Source organism: Vagococcus luciliae, from assembly GCF_024637875.1.
In the GTDB taxonomy this organism is placed as follows: Bacteria; Bacillota; Bacilli; order Lactobacillales; family Vagococcaceae; genus Vagococcus; species Vagococcus luciliae.
The window spans coordinates 502,956-523,801 of sequence record NZ_CP102451.1; the positions used below are offsets into that span (position 1 = coordinate 502,956).

Annotated in this window: 21 protein-coding genes and 1 other annotated feature; of the genes, 15 read left to right on the forward strand and 6 right to left on the reverse strand. The window is 32.4% G+C overall.

Annotated elements, in window-relative coordinates; all coding sequences use genetic code 11:
* Nucleotides 1-37 precede the first annotated feature (37 nt).
* The 15 genes from G314FT_RS02565 (at nucleotide 38) to G314FT_RS02635 (ending at nucleotide 14,195) form a co-directional block, all read left to right on the forward strand.
* Complete coding sequence (locus G314FT_RS02565) at nucleotides 38-316, forward strand: helix-turn-helix domain-containing protein (protein ID WP_257701951.1); 279 nt, start codon at nucleotides 38-40, stop codon at nucleotides 314-316.
* Between the two features lie 48 nt (nucleotides 317-364).
* Nucleotides 365-622 carry a hypothetical protein gene (locus G314FT_RS02570; RefSeq protein WP_257701952.1) on the forward strand — a complete coding sequence of 86 codons (258 nt, stop codon included), beginning with the start codon at nucleotides 365-367 and terminating at the stop codon, nucleotides 620-622.
* A 10-nt stretch (nucleotides 623-632) separates the two neighbouring features.
* Entirely contained in the window at nucleotides 633-1,481 is an 849-nt protein-coding gene (locus G314FT_RS02575; RefSeq protein WP_257701953.1) for a bifunctional DNA primase/polymerase, read from the forward strand.
* Nucleotides 1,478-2,881, forward strand: coding sequence for a DNA primase family protein (locus G314FT_RS02580; RefSeq protein WP_257701954.1), 1,404 nt, complete (start codon nucleotides 1,478-1,480; stop codon nucleotides 2,879-2,881). Before G314FT_RS02575 ends, G314FT_RS02580 begins: the two co-directional genes overlap by 4 nt.
* A gap of 358 nt (nucleotides 2,882-3,239) precedes the next feature.
* Nucleotides 3,240-5,132, forward strand: a complete 1,893-nt coding sequence (locus G314FT_RS02585; protein ID WP_257701955.1) for a head maturation protease, ClpP-related — start codon at nucleotides 3,240-3,242, stop codon at nucleotides 5,130-5,132.
* A gap of 197 nt (nucleotides 5,133-5,329) precedes the next feature.
* Nucleotides 5,330-5,971 (forward strand): hypothetical protein, encoded by a 642-nt coding sequence (locus tag G314FT_RS02590; protein ID WP_257701956.1) that lies wholly within the window; start codon nucleotides 5,330-5,332, stop codon nucleotides 5,969-5,971.
* 315 nt (nucleotides 5,972-6,286) lie between these two features.
* Nucleotides 6,287-6,895, forward strand: a complete 609-nt coding sequence (locus G314FT_RS02595; RefSeq protein WP_257701957.1) for a hypothetical protein — start codon at nucleotides 6,287-6,289, stop codon at nucleotides 6,893-6,895.
* A 176-nt stretch (nucleotides 6,896-7,071) separates the two neighbouring features.
* Complete coding sequence (rsmG, locus tag G314FT_RS02600; protein ID WP_257701958.1) at nucleotides 7,072-7,791, forward strand: 16S rRNA (guanine(527)-N(7))-methyltransferase RsmG; 720 nt, start codon at nucleotides 7,072-7,074, stop codon at nucleotides 7,789-7,791.
* A 51-nt stretch (nucleotides 7,792-7,842) separates the two neighbouring features.
* Nucleotides 7,843-8,613, forward strand: a complete 771-nt coding sequence (locus G314FT_RS02605) for a ParA family protein (RefSeq protein WP_257701959.1) — start codon at nucleotides 7,843-7,845, stop codon at nucleotides 8,611-8,613.
* A complete protein-coding gene (locus G314FT_RS02610) occupies nucleotides 8,597-9,481 on the forward strand; it encodes a ParB/RepB/Spo0J family partition protein (RefSeq protein WP_257701960.1) in 885 nt (294 codons plus the stop codon). The genes G314FT_RS02605 and G314FT_RS02610 overlap by 17 nt, the downstream gene beginning before the upstream one ends.
* A 94-nt stretch (nucleotides 9,482-9,575) precedes the next feature.
* On the forward strand, nucleotides 9,576-9,761 hold the full coding sequence (locus G314FT_RS02615) for a DUF951 domain-containing protein (protein ID WP_257701961.1): 186 nt from the start codon (nucleotides 9,576-9,578) through the stop codon (nucleotides 9,759-9,761).
* A gap of 34 nt (nucleotides 9,762-9,795) precedes the next feature.
* The gene (gene ychF, locus G314FT_RS02620; protein ID WP_257701962.1) at nucleotides 9,796-10,896 is read left to right on the forward strand and encodes a redox-regulated ATPase YchF; all 1,101 of its coding nucleotides are present in this window, start codon (nucleotides 9,796-9,798) and stop codon (nucleotides 10,894-10,896) included.
* Between the two features lie 21 nt (nucleotides 10,897-10,917).
* Nucleotides 10,918-11,619: a DUF1129 domain-containing protein gene (locus G314FT_RS02625; RefSeq protein WP_257702488.1), complete on the forward strand. Its 702-nt coding sequence runs from the start codon at nucleotides 10,918-10,920 to the stop codon at nucleotides 11,617-11,619.
* Nucleotides 11,620-11,751: 132 nt separating this feature from the next.
* On the forward strand, nucleotides 11,752-13,233 hold the full coding sequence (guaB, locus tag G314FT_RS02630) for an IMP dehydrogenase (protein WP_079346431.1): 1,482 nt from the start codon (nucleotides 11,752-11,754) through the stop codon (nucleotides 13,231-13,233).
* A 59-nt stretch (nucleotides 13,234-13,292) separates the two neighbouring features.
* Nucleotides 13,293-14,195: an L-lactate dehydrogenase gene (locus G314FT_RS02635; RefSeq protein ID WP_257701963.1), complete on the forward strand. Its 903-nt coding sequence runs from the start codon at nucleotides 13,293-13,295 to the stop codon at nucleotides 14,193-14,195.
* 56 nt (nucleotides 14,196-14,251) lie between these two features.
* Here the strand turns inward: G314FT_RS02635 and serS are convergent, their stop codons facing one another.
* From serS to croR, 6 genes are all read right to left on the reverse strand, one after another.
* On the reverse strand, nucleotides 14,252-15,526 hold the full coding sequence (serS, locus tag G314FT_RS02640; protein ID WP_257701964.1) for a serine--tRNA ligase: 1,275 nt from the start codon (nucleotides 15,524-15,526) through the stop codon (nucleotides 14,252-14,254).
* A 61-nt stretch (nucleotides 15,527-15,587) separates the two neighbouring features.
* Nucleotides 15,588-15,808 (reverse strand) — a binding site (T-box leader).
* A 43-nt stretch (nucleotides 15,809-15,851) separates the two neighbouring features.
* Nucleotides 15,852-16,151, reverse strand: coding sequence for a MazG-like family protein (locus tag G314FT_RS02645; protein ID WP_257701965.1), 300 nt, complete (start codon nucleotides 16,149-16,151; stop codon nucleotides 15,852-15,854).
* A gap of 15 nt (nucleotides 16,152-16,166) precedes the next feature.
* On the reverse strand, nucleotides 16,167-17,450 hold the full coding sequence (locus G314FT_RS02650; RefSeq protein ID WP_257701966.1) for a serine hydrolase domain-containing protein: 1,284 nt from the start codon (nucleotides 17,448-17,450) through the stop codon (nucleotides 16,167-16,169).
* 52 nt (nucleotides 17,451-17,502) lie between these two features.
* A complete protein-coding gene (locus G314FT_RS02655) occupies nucleotides 17,503-18,768 on the reverse strand; it encodes a D-alanyl-D-alanine carboxypeptidase (RefSeq protein ID WP_257701967.1) in 1,266 nt (421 codons plus the stop codon).
* Nucleotides 18,769-18,853: 85 nt separating this feature from the next.
* The gene (locus G314FT_RS02660; RefSeq protein WP_257701968.1) at nucleotides 18,854-20,008 is read right to left on the reverse strand and encodes a sensor histidine kinase; all 1,155 of its coding nucleotides are present in this window, start codon (nucleotides 20,006-20,008) and stop codon (nucleotides 18,854-18,856) included.
* A complete protein-coding gene (croR, locus tag G314FT_RS02665; RefSeq protein WP_257701969.1) occupies nucleotides 19,998-20,684 on the reverse strand; it encodes a response regulator transcription factor CroR in 687 nt (228 codons plus the stop codon). Before croR ends, G314FT_RS02660 begins: the two co-directional genes overlap by 11 nt.
* Nucleotides 20,685-20,846 lie beyond the last annotated feature (162 nt).

A 20,846-nucleotide genomic window follows, 5' to 3' on the forward strand; every position in this document is an offset into this window, starting at 1 on the left:
TTTAAAACCGACGTAAAACGACTTGATGGAGGTTATTATGAATTTAAAAATTGACCAAATAGAGTTAACCAAAGAATTTTCAAAAAAATTTGTAAGTGATGCAGTAATAGAGTTAAAGCCATTTATTCAAGAGGAAATAAAAAAGACTAACCTACCTGAATATATGAGTTTGGGAGAATGTTGCCAGTATATCGGAGTTAGTCGTAATACATTGAAGAAATTTATTGATATGGGTTTAAAAGTATTTTCTGTTGATGGTATTCAAAAAATTAGCAAACAAGAAGTAAGAAAATTTATCGAAAATCATAGTATATAAACGAATGCTGAGGGGCATGATTGGAATATGAAAAGGGAGATTATAAAGATGAATAATAAGAAAATTGGAAAAGAATTAGAAGATGCGTTAATGAAAATATCGTTTATTCAAAATAATTTGTTTTTTGCAGCAGAAGTATTTGATGATGTCAAATCAAAAGAAAGTGATACACGAGAACAGTGCAATTTAAAACTTTATGATTTTGAAAGAATAGGCAGAAAAATGGAAACTACATTTAATTATGTTGATTTTGAATTAGAAGAATTATTTCAAATATTGAATGAATGTATAAACTCACTAGATTAGGAGTGATAGTATGAACGATTTTAGCACATTAGATATAGCTTTAAAATACGCTGAATTAGGTTTTCCCATTTTGCCATTAGTCCCAAATAATAAGATGCCAGTAAAGAGTGAAGATTTTTCTAGAGGTTTTCACACTGCGACAACTGACCAAAGTATCATTGCAGATTATTGGTTGAGTAGTGAACAGGCTATTTCTTCCAATATTGGTATTAGAACAGGAAAAGAAAGTGCGTTGGTTGTTTTAGATATTGATGTCCATAAAGAAGATGGATTTAAATCATTGGAAACTTTAGAAAATCATTTTGGCAAGCTACCCGAAACTTTTAGAGTAAAGACAGCATCAGGAGGGGAACATATCTATTTTAAATATCCTGATGGCGTAACAATAGATAGGCAGATAAATAGATTTAAAGGAATAGATATTATTTCTGATAACTCATATATAGTAGCTCCACCAAGTATTGTAAAAAATAGTCCTTACCAAGTTATTAGTGGGGATATAACCATATTGGCAGAATTACCTGATTTTTTATTAAAAGCTCTGTCAATTTCTAGGGATAATCATTCAACTCAAAAAAATAGAATGCCTCAGAATGCTCCTGAGAACACTCGAAAAGTGAAGTACACTGCAACATTTTTAAAAGATATGGTAGCAGGGGCAACTGAGGGAAACAGGAATGATTTTTTAATGAGATTTGTTGCTAAGTGTTTGTCTTTAGGAACAGATTTAGAAACGATTTACACGTTACTTTTGGTAGTAAATGAAAATTTTATAGACGCTCCTTTATCTGATGATGAAGTAAACACCATATTTAAAAGTATGGTTAAAAAAGAAACTAGGAGGGGGGTTATTGTTTGAAACACATACCTGATGAAACAAAAGAATTTATAAAAGAAAATCAAGAATTATTAAATCAAAAAAAAGAGACGGAACCTGATTGGATATATTTTAAAGAAAATGGCGATAGTAAAGTACTACCTAATAAATTAGGCTATGCCGTTATGAAAGAAATACCAATTATTAGAACTGGTTCATTGACTTATGGAGCAAGATTTCAAGCCGATAAAGGTATTTGGCGAGTAGATGATTTAAATGACTTTTTAGATGCTTATATCACTGAGAAATTAGAAAGTGTTGGTAAATGGAGTACAAAAACATTATCTGATGTTAAACGATTTATCTTGATAAAAAGTTATGACACAACTACCAAAGATAATCCATTTAATAATAGCAATCCTAATCTAGTTAGTTTTCAAAATGGAACATACAATTTTAAAACCGACAAATTAGAGCCACATGATCCACAGAATTATATTTTTCAGTCTCATCAATATGCGATTGACACAGAGGACAAAAAAAGACCAGTCAAGACTTTAGAATGGCTTAAAGACTTAACTGGAGACGATTTATCAGTAATACATTTATCCGAAATGATAGGTTATTGCTTTTACAGAAGCTATGAACCTTTTCAAGCTATCTTTATTTTACATGGAAAAGGTAAAAACGGCAAGAGTGTATTTATTAATCACATTATAAAAATGTTGAATGATGAAAATGTATCGACAGTTAATTTATCAGATTTAGCTAATAAGCAAAATAGATTTGCAACAAGTCAATTATTTGCAAAAAATGCCAATCTGTTTGCAGAGATTGAAGATAGTTTTATTTCTCAAACAGGTCTCATAAAGTCTTTGACTGGTGGTGATTATTTGATGGCAGAAAGAAAAGGTAAAGATGGCTTTAATTTTAAAAACTTTGCCAAATTGATATTCTCTGCGAATAAATTACCAAGTTGGTCAGACAGTACAGACGGTTGGTTGAGACGTTTAAATGTCATTCCTTTTACAAGAGTTATAGATGATGAATTTAAAAATAAACATGATTTAAAGGCGATAGAGGAAGAAATACCAGTGTTTACTCTTTATTGTATGCGAATGTTTTATAAAGCCCTAGAGCGTGGCTATTTCACGATTTCAGAGCCTATGAAGATAGCCAAAGATGATTGGATAAAAGATATAGATCATGTTTCTAGATTTATAGAAGAATATTGCATCATTGATAAAGAAAGTAAAGCAGGAGAATCAAGTAAGAAAATTTACGATAAATATACTGATTTTTGTTTTGATGAAAATTTAAAAGCACTGTCTCAACCTAAATTTACTAAAGATTTAGAAAAATATGGCATCTATAAAAAGAAACAAAGCATTTCAGGTATCAGGGTATGGCGATATATTGGGTTAATTTTACAAGAAGAATAATTTTTCAGTGTCAGGAATTACAAAAACATTGGACACATTGGACAGGTGTTTAAAAATGTTGATATATCAAGGATAACAGGGTATTGAAATTAAAAATTATTGACAAAAGGTTGGACACCTAAATATAAAAAGTTGGACAGGTGTCCAATGGTGTCCAAGTAGGTGTCCAAGTAAATGTCGAAAATAAAAGAAAAATATAGTCTACAAACCTTTATATATCAAGGTTTAAAAGATAGTGTCCAAACTGTCCAATGATTTCTAAGTTGTTACTACTAGAAAAAAAGGAGGACAGCTAAATTAATTTAATTCGAGATAAACCTTATAACTATAAAAATAAACAAATTGAAAGGAAATGAGTATGAAAGAAAAATTTTATCAGATAGAAACTGAGGGAGCAAAAGCCACGCTATACATATATGGAGATATTGTTGATGATAGTCTCGAATATAGTAACGAGGTTAGTGCAAATGATATAAAAAATGAGTTGTTAGGACTTAGGGATATTAAAGAAATAGAGGTAAGGCTCCAAAGTTATGGAGGTAGCGTGTTTAGTGGTGTAGCAATATACAATATGCTAAAAACTCATAAAGCCTTTATAACAGTTCATATAGATGGTGTAGCTTGCAGTATAGCCACAGTTATAGCAATGGCAGGGGATAAGGTTATCATGCCACAAAATAGCATGATGATGATACATAATCCAATGATAGGTGCATCTTATGGAAATGCTAGTGAGTTGAGAAAGATGGCAGATGATTTGGATAAAATAAGAGAAAGCTCTGTATCTGCTTATTTAAATAAATCAGGAGGAAAAATTAATCGTAATGAGTTGATAGATTTGTTAGATAAGGAAACGTGGTTGTCTGCTGATGAATGTTATAGATATGGTTTTTGTGATGAAGTTGTTCAAAGTGTTGAATTAGTAGCAAAATTTAAAGAATCAAAAGTAGTTAATGAATTAAAAAATAATCCAATAAAATTAATGGAACAGAAAGAGGAAAATAATATGGTAATGAAATTGAATGAAAAAAGTGAAGATATCAAAAATAAGATGATGGAATTTATTAATGAGCACAAAGATATTCCTGAAACAAAATTGATAGAAGAATATCCTTATTATAAAGAATTAAAGGAAAAATATGAGAATAAACTGGAAGATGAACAATTATGGGAAAAAGAAAAAGAAAGAGAGTTGGAACAAAAAGGTATGATCAATATTAAAAATAAAGAAGAACAACATTTTTATCATAATGGCGAGAAAGTACAAATATTAGCACCTGAACAAAAATATTTTACTAATCAAAGTGGATATGAAAGAAAACAATTTTCTAATATGAGCATCGGTAAACTGGTTAAAGGTATGGCGACTGGTAAATGGCAAGGGGCAGAAAAAGAACAAGAGGTAGTTGCTGCTAATCGAGATGGTAGTGGAGGTGTATTAATTCCAGCTCCTTTATCTAATGAGTTAATTAATATGGTTCGTGCACAATCTGTATTAATGACTGCAGGAGCAAGAACAGTACCGATGGAATCATCTACTCTTGTATTTGCTAAACAAGTGGGAGATATTCAACCACATTGGAAAGCAGAGGGAGAAAAGATTAATGAGACTGATGCCGACTTTGTTCCAGTTAAATTTGAAGCAAAAACTTTAGTTGGTATGTCTGATATAACTATTGAGTTATTAGAAGATGCATTGAACATTGATGAGATTGTTACTCAAAGTATCGTAAACTCATTAGCATTAGAATTAGATAGAGCAGGTCTGCTAGGAGCAGGGACAGAAGTAGAGCCTTTAGGAATCTATAATCGAGACGGTATTCAAAAACAAAAAGTAGGAAAATCATTAGATAGCTATAAAGACTTTAGTCAAGCAGTAACATCAATTCTATCTGCTAATGGTACACCAAATGGAGTTATCTATTCACCTAGAACTTATGGCGAGTTAGATGCGTTAGTAGATGCTAGTGGGCAACCTTTAAACGCTCCTAAGAGTTATGATAATTTAACTCATAAATTGACCACTACACAAGTACCAAATGATTTAGGAGATAAAAAAGATGGAAGTTTTGCCATTGTGGGCGACTTTACTAAGTTATGGTACGGAGTTAGAACAGGAGTAACTTTAGAAGTAACTAGAGTGGGTGGAGATGCATTCAGTAACCTTAAATTTAAGATTAGAGCGTATTTACGTGCAGATGTACAAACAATTCATGAACCGCACTTTGTTATCTTAGATGATATTAAATAGATATAATATAGTAGGGAGACGACTTTAAAGAGTTGTCTCTTTTTTTTATCCCCCCCTCGGAATAAAATGGTTTATTTTTTCTAATCTGGGAACCGGTGCTGGGGGTCTTTTTCCCAGATTTAACCTCGCACGTGAGAGTTTTTCCTGAGAGGAGATAAATTTGTTATAATTTTATATAAAAGGAGGGGGTAAAAACTATGGACTTAGACACAATAAAAGAGACATTAACATTTTTAGGAAGCTCAGGAGCAATACTATTTATCCCAAAACTGTATTTAGATTATAAGAAACAGAAGAGATTACAAGAAGATCAGTTACAGGATAATAAAGTATTGCAGGAAAACCAACACAGATTAGATAAAGAATTATCTGAATTGAAAAGTAAACAAGATAGTATGATTTTTATGACAAACAGGCAATATGAAAAAGAGTTTGATATATATTTAGAGATATTTCAATCGATAGGAAATTGTCAGAAATATTTATTAAAAGGGATTGACTCATTTGAAATGTTTGAGGAAAATATTGAACAATCAAATGTATTAATGAAAAATGCTGGTAATAAATTAGAATCAGAAATACACGAATTAAATTATTTAAACAAACGATATTCTCCTTTCATAAAAAAAAGTGTTAGTAATTTATTAAGTGAATTGATTATAGTATTTAGATCACTTTTAAAAGAAATAGAAGAAAAGCATCGATTATTAGGCTTGGAACAAATTTTAAATTTCGAAGCACCCAATCAAATAGATGAATTGATACAAAAACAAAATGAATGTATAGAAATGTTGGAAAGTAATATTAGAGATTATTTAAATCAAATAAGAACAATATAATTAAAAAATACCTACCTGATTAATCAGATAGGTCATGCCCCAAAGCTAAGTTTTTGACTACGATATTGACTACGGTTTTATTTAAATAAATGATAATCAATGAGTAGTGTTTTTTATAAATCTTATTAAATCAACATGTATGACAACTAAAAACAATGATTGATAGTGAAAAATTGTATATATCGAACAAGGTAAAATAGCAAAGATAGACAGTGAAAAGGCCTAATATTAGGTCTTTTCTTTTTATATAAATAGTTAAGGAAAAGCGATAAAATTTAAGGGGAGTTTTGGTATAATTGAGAAGAGGTGACTATTATGGCATATTTGACAATAGGATTGGCTATATTAGCAGTAATAATTAGTGGTGTATCAATTTATTTAACCTATCAAATGCAGCGAACAATACAAAGCAAACAAATAAAGCAAGATAGAGAACTAGCCAAAATGTTAGCAAAACAAGATAGTTTTATTTTTATGACACAAAAGCAGTATGAAAAAGAGTATCATTTGTTTTGGAATTTATTTGATTTATTGCAACAAACGATAGATAGGACAAGGAGCATCAAAGGAAGCTTACAGTTGTTAAAAGAAAATAGTGAACCAACGTTAGAAGAAACATACGTTAAATTAATTCAAGATGGAGTAGTCAGAAGTAGTGAATCACTTAATGAGTTAGATAATCAGTTGAATCAATATGAACCATTTATCCAAGAAATGCTATTTAATGAATTTAAGCAAATAATTGAAGACTTACGTGATTTTCAGCAACGACGTTTTAATTATTTTAGCTATGAATCAGTAACGAATGAAACAATTGAAGACTTTTTAAATGATACATTATCTAGTATAAATGAAAGTGAAGCAATTCGTAAAAATATAGTTATTTTTTTACGCAAGTATTTTGAAAACAGTCGTGTAAATTAGAAATGTTTCACGTGAAACATTTTATAAATAAAAAACAAGAAAAAGTAAACTTATTCGGTATTTAAGTTTACTTTTTTTTATTAAAACTGACGTATTTGCATTGAACTTTTAAGATAGATACGATAAAGTGGACATATCCGTGAAACACTGATTGTTTCACATGAAGGAGAATAAAAATGACACCAGAAGAGTTTAAAAAGAGTTTGGAAAAACAGGGTATCGTGTTGAGTGATAAACAAATGAATCAGTTTGAATTGTATTTTAAACGCCTTGTTGAATGGAACGAAAAAATAAATCTAACCGCAATTGTAGACAAAAAAGAAGTGTACTTAAAACACTTTTATGACTCATTAACGTTAGCGTTTGAACGTGATATGACAAAAGAGGAAGTAACTTTATGTGATGTCGGATCGGGTGCAGGGTTTCCAAGTATTCCTTTGAAAATTGTTTTCCCTAATATGACTATTTCGATTGTTGATTCGTTGAATAAACGTATTAAATTTTTAACGGAATTAACAACAGAATTGGGGTTAGATAATGTTAATTTGTATCATTCAAGAGCGGAAGACTTTGGACAAAATAAATTATATCGAGAGTCTTTTGACTTAGTGACAGCTCGAGCTGTTGCAAGATTGAATGTGTTGGCAGAGTTGTGTTTACCTTTAGTTAAACAAGGTGGACAATTTTTAGCAATGAAAGCAGCTAAGAGTGAAGAAGAATTATTAGAAGCTAAAAAAGCAATAGCAACACTAGGTGGTAAAGTTGTATCAGAACATGAGGTTAGTTTACCTATAACAGAAGATGAACGCTTTATTATTGAAATAGATAAAAAGAAAGTCACACCAAATAAATATCCTCGTAAAGCCGGATTACCTAATAAAAAACCATTAATATAAAAGATGCCTGATAAGTCATTAGACATAGTGAGAAAAAAGGAGGGATCTATTATGGCTAGGATTATTGCCGTAGCAAATCAAAAAGGTGGCGTAGGAAAAACGACCACAACAGTTAATCTAGGAGCGTGCTTAGCATACTCAGGTAAAAAAGTATTATTAGTTGATATGGATGCACAGGGAAATGCTACAAGTGGTATCGGCATTAGAAAAGCAGATGTATCCCAAGATATTTATGATGTGTTAGTGAATGAAGTTCCTATTAAGGAAGTCATTCAACCAACTAATCGAGAAGGAATGGATATTGCTCCAGCAACGATTCAATTATCGGGAGCAGAAATTGAATTAACGTCTATGATGGCAAGAGAGTCACGTTTAAAATTAGCGTTGCAAGAAGTAGAAGACACTTATGATTACGTTTTAATTGATTGCCCACCATCATTAGGACATTTAACGATTAATTCATTTACTTCCAGTGATTCTATTTTAATTCCCGTGCAATGTGAATATTATGCATTAGAAGGTCTTAGCCAACTATTAAATACTATTCGATTAGTACAAAAACACTTTAATCCAGATTTGCGAATTGAAGGAGTTTTATTAACGATGTATGATGCCAGAACCAATTTAGGCTCAGAAGTAGTAGAAGAGGTTAGAACTTATTTTAGAGAACGTGTATATGATACTATTATTCCAAGAAATGTTAGGCTGTCTGAAGCACCAAGCCATGGGAAAGCGATTATTGATTACGATCCAAAATCAAGAGGTGCAGAAGTGTATCAAGCATTAGCAAAGGAAGTGATGAATCGTGAGCAAGCAGAATAAAGGATTGGGACGAGGAATTGATGCATTATTCCAAGATTTATCGACAATTGAAGAAGTAGATATTCAGTCAGAGGCTGTTCAAGATATTCCGTTAGCAGAATTAAGACCTAATCCTTATCAACCACGTAAAACATTTGATGAAAAAGCTCTAGAAGAGTTAGCTTCATCGATTAAACAGTCTGGTGTATTTCAGCCAATTATTGTGAGAAAATCATCAGTAAAGGGTTATGAAATTATTGCGGGAGAACGTCGTTTTAGAGCGTCTAAATTAGCAGGAAAAGAAACGATACCTGCCATTATTCGTGAGTTTGATGAAGAACGAATGATGCAGATTGCCGTATTAGAAAACTTACAACGTGAAGATTTAAATCCTCTTGAAGAAGCAGAAGCATATGAGATGTTGATGAAAAATTTGGATTTAACACAGGTAGAACTGTCTGAAAAATTAGGTAAGAGTCGTCCATATATCGCAAATTATCTACGTTTATTGACATTACCGAAAGTAGTTAAAGAATTAGTACAAAAAGAGTCACTTTCAATGGGACAGGCGAGAACATTACTTGGATTGAAGAAAAAAGAAGATATTTTAGTCGTAGCCAATCGCGCGATTAAAGAGGGGCTCACAGTCCGACAATTAGAACAAATTGTCACACAAATGAATGATATTCCTAAAAAAGAGCTTGTTAAAAAGAAAGAGCAGCAACCGAAGCCATATTATATCCGTGAAAGTGAAGAGCGGTTAATGGATAAGTTTGGCACAAGTGTTCATATCCAAGAAAAAGAAGGCAAGGGAAAAATAGAAATCGAATATCTTTCTTCTTCAGATTTAACACGTATTTTAGATTTATTAGATATTGAATTTGATTAATTGTACCTATAAAAATAGGATAAATGAGTATGAATCTGATAAAATTATGTTAAGATATATCACGTAGAAAATGAATCAAGGAGGGACGTTTAGTATGTACGATTTAGGCTATATAGTCGAAATGAAAAAACCACATGCGTGTCAAACAAATCGTTGGGAGATTATTCGTATGGGAATGGATATCAAAATTAGATGCTTAAACTGTCAGCATATTGTGATGATGCCCCGACGTGAATTTGATAAGAAGATGAAAAAGGTATTAGTGAAAAAAGAAGATTAATTTAAAGATTAAAAAGAAAGAGTGGAAAATAACTATGTCATTAACGGCAGGAATTGTTGGATTGCCAAACGTTGGGAAATCAACTTTATTTAATGCAATAACAAAAGCAGGTGCAGAAGCTGCAAATTATCCTTTTGCAACAATCGATCCAAATGTAGGAATGGTAGAAGTACCAGATTATCGATTGGAAGAATTAACAAAACTAGTTAAACCGAAAAAAACAGTTCCAGCGACATTTGAATTTACTGATATTGCGGGAATTGTTCGTGGAGCTAGTAAGGGCGAGGGACTTGGAAATAAGTTTTTAAGTCACATTCGACAAGTAGATGCGATTTGCCATGTTGTTCGTTGTTTTGATGATGATAATATCACTCACGTTGAAGGGCGTGTGGATCCGTTAGCAGATATTGATACCATTAATTTAGAACTTGTGTTAGCAGATTTAGAGTCAGTTGATAAACGTTTTGCACGTGTATCAAAAATTGCTAAAACAAAAGATAAGGAAGCTGTCGCGGAATTAGCAGTATTGGAAAAAATTAAGCCTGTTTTAGAAGAAGGTAAATCAGCCAGATCGATTGAATTCACTGATGAAGAACTTCCTATTGTTAAAGGATTATTTTTATTAACAACAAAACCTGTACTGTATGTTGCAAACGTAGCGGAAGATGAAATAGCAGATACAGAAAATAATGACTATGTCAAAAAAGTAAAAGAATTCGCAGCAACTGAAAATGCTGAAGTCATTACTGTATGTGCTAGAGCAGAAGAAGAAATAGCAGAGCTTGATGAAGATGATAAAAAAGATTTCCTTGAAGCGTTAGGCATTGAAGAATCTGGTTTAGATAAATTAATTCGTGCAGCATATCATTTACTAGGGCTAGCTACTTATTTTACAGCTGGTGAACAAGAAGTGCGAGCTTGGACATTTAAGGTGGGGATGAAAGCACCAGAATGTGCTGGTATTATTCATACTGATTTTGAACGAGGATTTATTCGCGCGGAAACAGTTTCTTACACTGATTTAAAAGAATACGGAAGCATGCATGCAGCTAAAGAAGCTGGTCGTGTGCGTTTAGAAGGAAAGGATTACGTTGTTCAAGATGGTGATGTAATGCTCTTCCGTTTTAATGTTTAATGGAAAGAATAGGTGACAACAATGACTGAGTTAACAAATGAAGAGTTACAACAAAAAGTCGCAGAAAATCGTGAGTTAGAAAAACAATTAACAAAAAAAAATAATCAATTTATGTTTGATTTAAATAAATTATTAGATGATGGTGTAGTGATTGATGAACGTCAAAAAATAGAAGCCTTGAACACCATGTTAAAAGCATTAGTTGAGGGACAAAAAACAGGAATAACTGCTAAACAATTATATGGGACACCAACGGAAGCTGTCGTGTTTGTTACCACAAAACCAGCAACGCCACCGAAAACTAATTTTGCTTCGATGTGGCTAGATAATAGTTTATTGTTGTTTACATTTTTAGCTGTTATGACCGGTGTATTAACGATGATTTCTAAAACACCGCAACCAACTCAAGGTATCTTGAGCATTATTATTGGTGCCATGTCAGGTGGTTTATCGTTTTATCTTATCTACCGTTATATTTATATTTACGATATGCCTGGTGCGGATAAAAGTAAACGTCCTGGGGTTTGGAAAACAGGTGGAATCATGGCACTATGTTTTATTCCGTGGTTAATGATCTTTTCACTTTCGGCATTTATTCCAAGAGCAATCAACCCATCTCTTGATCCTGTTATTACAATTGTACTAGGTGCAGCAGCATTTGGTGTTCGCTATTTATTAAAGAAAAAATATAATATTCAAGGAAGTTTATTTTTACGTCCTTAATGGCTAATAGTAAGCTAAAACAATTTTATTAGAAAAATTGTTTTAGCTTTTTTTCATTTTATAACATTGACGAATAGCAGATTATTTGGTAAGTTTGTTAATAAAACAAAATTAAAGGAGTGCGAATTTCTAATGTCAAATTGGGAAACTAAATTTTCAAAAAAAGGGTATACATTTGATGATGTTCTATTAATTCCAGCAGAAAGTCATGTATTACCAAACGATGTCGATTTAAGTGTTGAATTATCATCTAAGATTAAGTTGAATATTCCAATTATGAGTGCCAGTATGGATACTGTGACAGACAGTAAAATGGCTATTGCTATGGCTAGACAAGGTGGTCTAGGTGTTATCCATAAAAATATGAGTGTGGAACAACAAAAAGATGAAGTACGCAAAGTAAAACGTTCTGAAAGTGGTGTGATTATTGATCCATTCTTTTTAACTCCAGAACATAAAGTAAGTGATGCAGAACATTTAATGGCTAAATATCGTATTAGTGGTGTACCCATTGTTGATACATTAGAAAATAGAATATTAGTTGGTATTTTAACAAACCGTGACTTACGTTTTGTGACGGATTATAATTTAATGATTAGGGATGTTATGACTAAAGAGGGACTAGTCACAGCGCCAGTTGGAACGTCTTTAAAAGATGCAGAAAATATTTTACAACAACATAAAATTGAAAAATTACCTATCGTGGATGCTAAAGGACGTTTGAGTGGCTTAATTACGATTAAAGACATTGAAAAAGTGATTGAATTTCCTAATGCCGCAAAAGATGAGCATGGTCGTTTATTAGTTGCTGCAGCTGTTGGTGTAACAAGTGATACATTTGAACGTGCTGGCGCTTTAATTGAAGCAGGCGTTGATGCGTTAGTTATTGATACTGCTCATGGACATAGTGCGGGGGTAATCCGTAAAATTAAAGAAATTCGTGATGCTTTTCCAGATGTGACATTAATTGCAGGAAACGTTGCGACTGCTGAAGCAACACGTGCATTATATGACGTTGGTGTAGATGTTGTAAAAGTCGGAATTGGACCAGGTTCAATTTGTACAACACGTGTTGTTGCAGGTGTTGGTGTCCCACAATTAACAGCTATTTACGATGCAGCAGGTGTCGCTCGTGAATATGGTCGTACAATCATCGCTGATGGTGGTATTAAGTACTCTGGAGATATCGTAAAAGCATTAGCTGCTGGTGGATATGTTGTTATGTTAGGTTCAATGTTAGCTGGAACAGATGAATCTCCTGGTGAATTTGAAATTTTCCAAGGTCGTCGTTTTAAAACATATCGTGGAATGGGTTCTTTAGGAGCTATGGAAAAAGGATCAAGTGATCGTTATTTCCAAAGTTCTGTCAATGAAGCAAATAAATTAGTTCCAGAAGGCATTGAAGGTCGTGTCGCCTACAAAGGTAGTGTTCAAGATATTATTTTCCAAATGCTAGGTGGTTTGCGTGCTGGAATGGGATACGTAGGTGCAGGAAACTTAAAAGAGTTAAGAGATAATGCGCAATTTGTTGAAATGAGTGGTGCTGGTTTAAGAGAATCTCATCCTCATGATGTTCAAATTACTAAAGAAGCACCAAACTATTCAATTTCATAAAATGGATTAAAAGAGGTAGGGAGTTTCCTGCCTCTTTTTTTAGAAAGAAGGGATTATATTTGAGTAAAGTTGGAATTATTGGATTAGGGCACGTTGGATCAGATATTGCTTATACCTTATGTACAAAAGGTCAAGTAGATGAATTAGTGTTAATTGATAAAAACAAAGAAAAAGTAATAGCAGAATATTTAGAACTCACAGATAGCATGATGATGACAGAGGTAAAAACAACTATTTTGTTAAATGAGTATCGCCATTTAAATGATGCGGATATTATAGTCATTAGCGTAGGAAGTCAGTCTATTGATAACGAAGATAGGGTGTCGGAATTAAACGATAATAAGCAAGCAGTAAAAGAGATTATCCCACAAGTTGTTTCTAGTGGATTTAAAGGAATATTCTTAGTGATTACTAATCCTTGTGATGTGATTACAACTCTTGTTCACCGAGAAAGTGGTTTTCCAGCATATCGAGTGATTGGAACCGGTACGAGTTTAGATACTAATCGTATGAAACGTATTGTTGGGGAAAAATTAGGTGTTTCTGGTCAATCTATCAATGGTTATGTGTTAGGTGAACATGGAGAAAGTCAGTTTGTCGCATGGTCTACAGTGATGGTAGGCACACAAAAATTATTAGATGTTGTGTCATTATCAGAAGACGAATTAGAAGAAATGAAAGAGGCTACTCGTTTAGGGGGATGGGAAATCCATCAACGTAAAAGTTGGACAAGTTATGGGATAGCTTCAACTACATCTAGGTTGATTCAATCTATTTTAAAAGATGAAAAAAAGATTTATCCTTTGTCGATTTATCAAGAAAAAGATAATATTCATATAGGCTATCCCGCAGTTTTAGGTAAACGAGGTATTGTTAAAGCACTATCTTTAGACTTAACGAAAAAAGAAGACCTATTATTTAGACAATCTGTTGAGCAAGTAACACAATATCTTGAACAATAAAAAAATTTCCCCCGTTGAATTCATTTAAAATGAAACTAAACGGAGGAGCTTTTTTATTATTTTGTAATTTTAGTCATTCCGCCCATGTAAGGAACAAGAGCTTCAGGTATTGTTACACTGCCATCTTCATTTTGATAATTCTCTAAAATAGCTGCAACGGTACGACCAACAGCCAAACCAGAACCATTTAGAGTATGGACGTATTGAACTTTTTCTTCCTCATCTCTGTAACGAATTTTTGCACGTCTAGCTTGGAAATCTTCACAATTAGAACAAGAGCTGATTTCACGATAGGTTTCTTGAGCTGGAATCCAAACTTCAATATCATATGTTTTCGCAGCTGAGAATCCCATGTCACCAGTACATAATACAATGACACGATATGGTAAGTTTAATTTTTGTAGAATGGCTTCAGCATTATTGGTCATTTTTTCTAATTCTTCATAAGATGTTTCCGGTTTACTAAATTTAACCATCTCTACTTTATTAAATTGATGTAATCTAATTAATCCACGAGTATCTCTCCCGGCACTTCCAGCTTCAGAACGAAATGCTGGACTTAAAGCAGTAAAGTAAACAGGTAGGGCATCATTATCTAAAATCTCGTCACGATAATAGTTTGTTAATGGCACTTCAGCCGTGGGGATTAATGTATAGTTTGAATTTTCTAGTTGGAAAACATCTTCTTTAAATTTAGGAAATTGTCCTGTACCAAACATAGATTTGTCATTCACGATATATGGTGGAATCATTTCTGTGTAACCATGTTCATAGATATGAGTATCTAACATTAAATTATATACTGCGCGTTCTAGTCTAGCGCCAGCACCTTTATAGAAAAGGAAACGGCTACCAGATACTTTAGCCCCACGTTCAAAATCAAGAATATCTAATTCTTCCGCTACTTCCCAATGCGGTTTTGGTTCAAAATCAAATTGTCTAGGAGTATCCCATTTTCTTAATTCAATATTTTCTTCTTCATCTTCCCCAACAGGAACACCTTCAGCAGGAAGGTTAGGAAGTGTATGAGCAATATATTCTAACTTTTCATCAATCGCATTGATGTTTTCATCTAAAACTTTGATATCCTCTCCGACTTGTTTCATTTCTTGAATTTTATCATCAGCATTTTGTTTTTCTCTTTTTAATTTTGCAATGTCTTGAGACACATCGTTACGATGTTTTTTAAGTGTTTCAACTTTTACTAAATTATCACGACGCTCTTGATCTAAATGGATAAATTCATCAATTTTTTCTCCATCTACTCCGCGAGTCATGAGTTTTTCCTTAACTAATTCAGTATTTTGACGTATAAATTTTAAATCTAACATGATATTTCCTCCTTAAATTTTTAAAATAAAAAAATCTCTCGCCCCAGAAAATTAATTGATTTTCTGGGGCGAGAGATTGAATTCGCGGTACCACCCAAATTTTAGACAATAGATATTGTCTCTAAGTAAGTATGTTAACGGATTACTTTTCCCGTTCCAGCTTAGTGCATAGAGTTCACTAGAAATGCTTTGAAAGTGGATTCTTTATCTGTTGTTATTAGCTCACACCAACCGCTAACTCTCTTAAAACAAGCAATATAAATACTAGTCTTTCACATTTAGTCTATTTATCAGAAATTATAGCTATTTTTGGTATCTATGTCAACTAATCTTTGACTTGCATATGCTTTTCCCATTTGTCAGCTTTTATATTAATGATATTGTTTAGTTCATCTATAGAACTATCTTCTAGTTGAAAATATAAGGAAAGAGCCACAAGTAAAGTATCCGCACACTCTTCCTTCAAATCATCTAACGTACCACATTTGTATTGACTTCCACTGGATTTGTTATATTTTAAAATGGCTTCAGCTACTTCTCCAGTTTCTTCTGATAATTTTAAACCCATTTCTTCAAGAGATTTTGGTTCTTTTTTTGCTAAATTAATTAAACGTATTAAATCCATTGATATGAATCTCCTTTATTGATTGAAGGTGATATTTTGAGAAATGATATCATAAAATTCTTTTGTTGCTATAGTATTCGATTTATTGGTTAAGTATTGATTGCTGAAATAAATAACCATGTCACTGGCATCATTATTAAAAATAACAGTGGGTTCATAGCCCCTAAAGATACCGTGTCCCCAAAAAATGGTTGGTCCATTTTCATCGAGTACTTTTCTGTAAAGACCGGATTTATAATAAGTTGTACCGTAAGGTGAGTCTTTCAACCACATGGATTTAACTACATTTAAATCTCCAAATTTACCATCCATAGTAGCTTGGACGACAGTTGCAAAATCTTTTGGTGAAACAAACATGTTTCCAGTACCTAGTTCTCTAACATAAGCATAATTAGGAATATCTTTTTTTCTTAGTGTTCCATTTTCTTCATATACAGGGACAAGATGAGTGTTATCTGATAAATCGGTATAAAAACCTGTTTGTTTTAAATTAAGTGGCTCTTTTACTGTCTTCTTAAAATATTCTTCATATGTTTGTCCAGTTATTTTTTGAACAATCATAGCAAGCAAATTAAAATTAACTGGAGAGTAGTCCCATTTATTTGAATTTTGGTGTGTTGTGTTTTTTAAGACATATTCCTCCCATTCAGTTTGTTCCTTTATGGAAGTAGGGATTTTACTAGAATCTAATTTCAGTCCGGAAGTCATTGATAGAAGGGCATCTATCGTAATTTGATTACTTCCAGGTATTTCTGGATAAAATTTATCTAAAGTAGTATCTAATGTCAATTTTTGTTCAGAGATTAAAGTTGAGATAAGTAATGCAGTATAAAATTTTTGAATAGAAGCAATCATGTAGGTACTATCTTGAGCTTCCCATGATACATCTTTAGCAAATCCAAAGGAATTATACATCACAACTTGATTATCTTTAATTGCTAATAAAGTTCCTGAGAGTTCTCTTGTAGCAATATTTTGCTCTAAAGCTTGTTTTAATGGTTGATATAGTAAAGGAGTCGATGCTGTTTGATCAAAATTTGTTCTAGGAACAAAAGCTTCTTCTTTATTTTTGTCAGATGACTGGGTAGTCGGTTGACTTGATTCTTTTGTTTCGGAAGATATAATTGTTTGCGTGGTTGTTTTATCACTCTTTATGATAGACGTTAACTCATCGGGATAGATAACCAATAGAGTAATTAATATACTAATACTCATAAGGACACCAACGATAAAGAATAATAAGCCAATCCATTTCTGTTTTCTTTTAAGTTTGTCATATGCGATACGTGATTTTTTCATAAATTATTCTCCAATTTCCATTTCTAATAATTAATAATATAAAAAAACAGCATTAATGTATGCTGTTTTTTAAAGAACGCCATACTCTTACAAAAATATTTGCTTTTTGTACGTCTGTTTTTGTGACCACTTTACCGGTGGCGTCATGTTTGTCTGTGTCGCTTAGATAACCTAGTTTATCTGCACTATCTGATACAATTTGTTGGCCTACTACTTCATTTTTTTTAAGAGGAGCAGAGACTGTATCTTTAGTTGAAGCAAAAACTTGTTTTAATTCAGTTGTCTCTTTATTGACCCATAATGATATGGGTTCAGCTAAGATTAGAGGGACAGTTTCTGTTTTCCCATTTGGTATATCAATACTGTTAACCACAGCACTATCGTTTTTACTCACTACGGTTTTATATTCCCAATTTGAATTTACGTAGTTAAGTAAATTTTTAGTGACTTCAAATCGATCATATTCTTCGTCTACGTTCATTACAACTGTAATGATACGGCGTCCATTTTGTATGGTTGAACCGATAAAGCACGCTCCAGCATTTGGTGTTGTTCCTGTTTTTAGTCCATCGACACCTTCCGTATAGTAATACAAATCTGGTAACATTAAATTAGATGACCAGAAAGTTTCTTCATTATCAGTCCCTTGAAATAATGTGTAGTGAGATTGTTTCGTAATATCTAATACTTCAGGGTAATCAGAAATGAGATGTCTAGCTACGATGACCATGTCTTTTGCTGATAAAATATTATTATCTTCAGGTTTAGAATTTGGATAACGGTCAGCTTTTGCAAGATCTTGTGTATCTAAACCAGAGGCAGAAATAAATGTTGCATCATTAATCCCCCAGTCTTTAACATGTTGATTCATACTATCAACAAAAGCTTGTTCACTACCAGAAATTAGTCTAGCTAAAGCTGTCGTTGAAACATTTGAAGAAGAGATCAGCATTGCTTTTACATTATCTTCAACAGTATAGGTTAATTCTTTTTTTATTGGAATGTTAGATAAATCTGGGTCTTCAGTTAGTTTGATTAAAGCATCATCGAAAGGTACTGTATCATTCCATTTTATTTTTTTTGTATCAATTGCTTCATATACTAAGTATGCTGACAACAACTTGGACATTGAAGCAATAGGAAGAGGGGTTTCGCTATTTTTTTCATATAAAATTTTTCCTGTATCAAAATCAACAGCAATTGCAGCTTTTGCAGGAACATCAAAACTGTTTTGTTCAGCAAAAATTGGCACAGGAAGAATGAATAAAAAAGATAATAGTAGAAAAAATAGAACACGTTTTTTTTTTAGTAATGTCATAAATAATCTCCTAATATTTAACTGAAATTAATTTAACAAATTAACCAATAGAAAACAATAGATTTTATTAAAGAACACAAAAAAATCAAGAATGGCTAGTTGTTTCTAATGGTAAATGTATGGTAAATGATGTCCAGTTATTATTTGATGTAGCATAAATATATCCACCATGCAGTGCGACAATACTTTGAGCGATAGCCAAACCAAGTCCAGTCCCACCTGTTTGTTGAGATCTAGATTCTTCTACTCGGTAAAATCGATCGAATAAGTGGTCTAAAGATTCTTGGGGGATAGGGTCGCCATCATTTTTAACAACGATAATGGCTTCACTACCAATTTTTTCTGATGTGATGATAATCTGTGTTCCATTCACACCATATTTGAGTGCATTAGATAGAAGATTATCAAAAACACGTACTAGTTTTTCAGTATCACCATTCATCATTAAGGTATCCTCTTGCGGTAAAAAATCAATGACACGATTCTTTTTTGATGCTTCTAATTCGTAATCAACTGTTAATTGGCCAATGAGTTGGTTCATATCAAAAGTCATAGCATTTAGTGGGACATTTGATTGTCTCACTTTGGTGTATTCAAATAAATCATCAACCAATACTTTCATTTGTCTAGATTTTAAATAGGCAGTATGTGTGTATTTCAATAAATCTTCTTTATTATTGTATTTTCCTTCTTCAATTAGTCCAAGGTATCCGATAATTGATGTGAGTGGTGTTCTAATATCATGGCTAACGTTAGTAATTAATTCATCCTTTGACTGTTCGATACGACGCTCTTCCTCTAGTGCTTCCACAGTACTATCTACCAAAGCATTTATACTTGTAATAAGTCTACCTAAGTCCCCTTTTAATTCAAATGGAATACGGTGGTCGTAATGTCCGTTTGATATATAGTGTAGTTCGCTAATAATATGTTGTTGTTGCATCTGCTTGTAACGCCTAATTAATCGCCAATATAATACAATAACGTCTGCAACTATCATCATAAAAATTAAAGGGCGTTGCCAAAACATGGGCGGACGAGGATCATAAAATATATTGTATTGAATGTGCCACAGAAATTGATCGATAGGTAATGATGTATTCACAATTTGATCAATTAAGATAAATAAGGCTAAATTAAGAAGAATAAGCAAGATGACTGTAATAATACCCTCAATAATTAACTCACTAGTTTCTTTTGAGGTAAGTTTAATACGTGTCTTTTTTTCATCATCCTTCAATTTTGTATCCTACCCCCCAAACTGTTTGAATAACTTTTTCTCCATTAGTTGCTTCTTCAATTTTGTCACGCAAATGACTTACATGAACCATGACAGTTTTAGCAGAAACTAAACTTTCCTGTTGCCAAACTCTTTCGAAAATTTCTTCAGCGCTAAAAACACGGTTAGGGTGACTTGCAAGTAAGTAAAGAATACCAAACTCTAAAGCAGTTAATTGAATTTTTATTCCTTGATCAGTCTCAACCTCATGAGAATCTTTTTTTATAATAAGTGGACCCACTTCTAATAAGTCTGGTATATCTGTTTGGACTTGCATGTTAGTTCGTCTTAATAGTGATTTTACACGAGCCATAATTTCTAGAGGGTTAAAAGGTTTTGTAACATAATCATCAGCTCCAGTAATTAAACCTTGAATTTTATCCATGTCAGTTGTTTTAGCAGTTAACATAATGATAGGGATTTGTGAGTCTTTTCTTAATTCTTTTACGACTTCTAGTCCATCCATTTTTGGCATCATGATGTCTAATATAAGTAAGTCTATATCAGGGTTTGTAATAATTTTGCTAAGAGCTTCCTTTCCATCATAGGCCTGTATAACATCATAACCTTCATTCTTTATATAGATACTTAATAGTTCTACAATTTCTTTATCATCATCTGCTACTAGTATTTTCATGTTATTTCCTCCTAATATATCAAATATATTATTATTGTACCAAATAAATTGAAATAAAAAATTGTTTAAAAATATGTTTACTTTTTTTTAAATAAGTAGTATATTAATTTTGTTGTTATTTTATATCAATGACTCAAACGAAAAAAATGATAAAAAATGTTG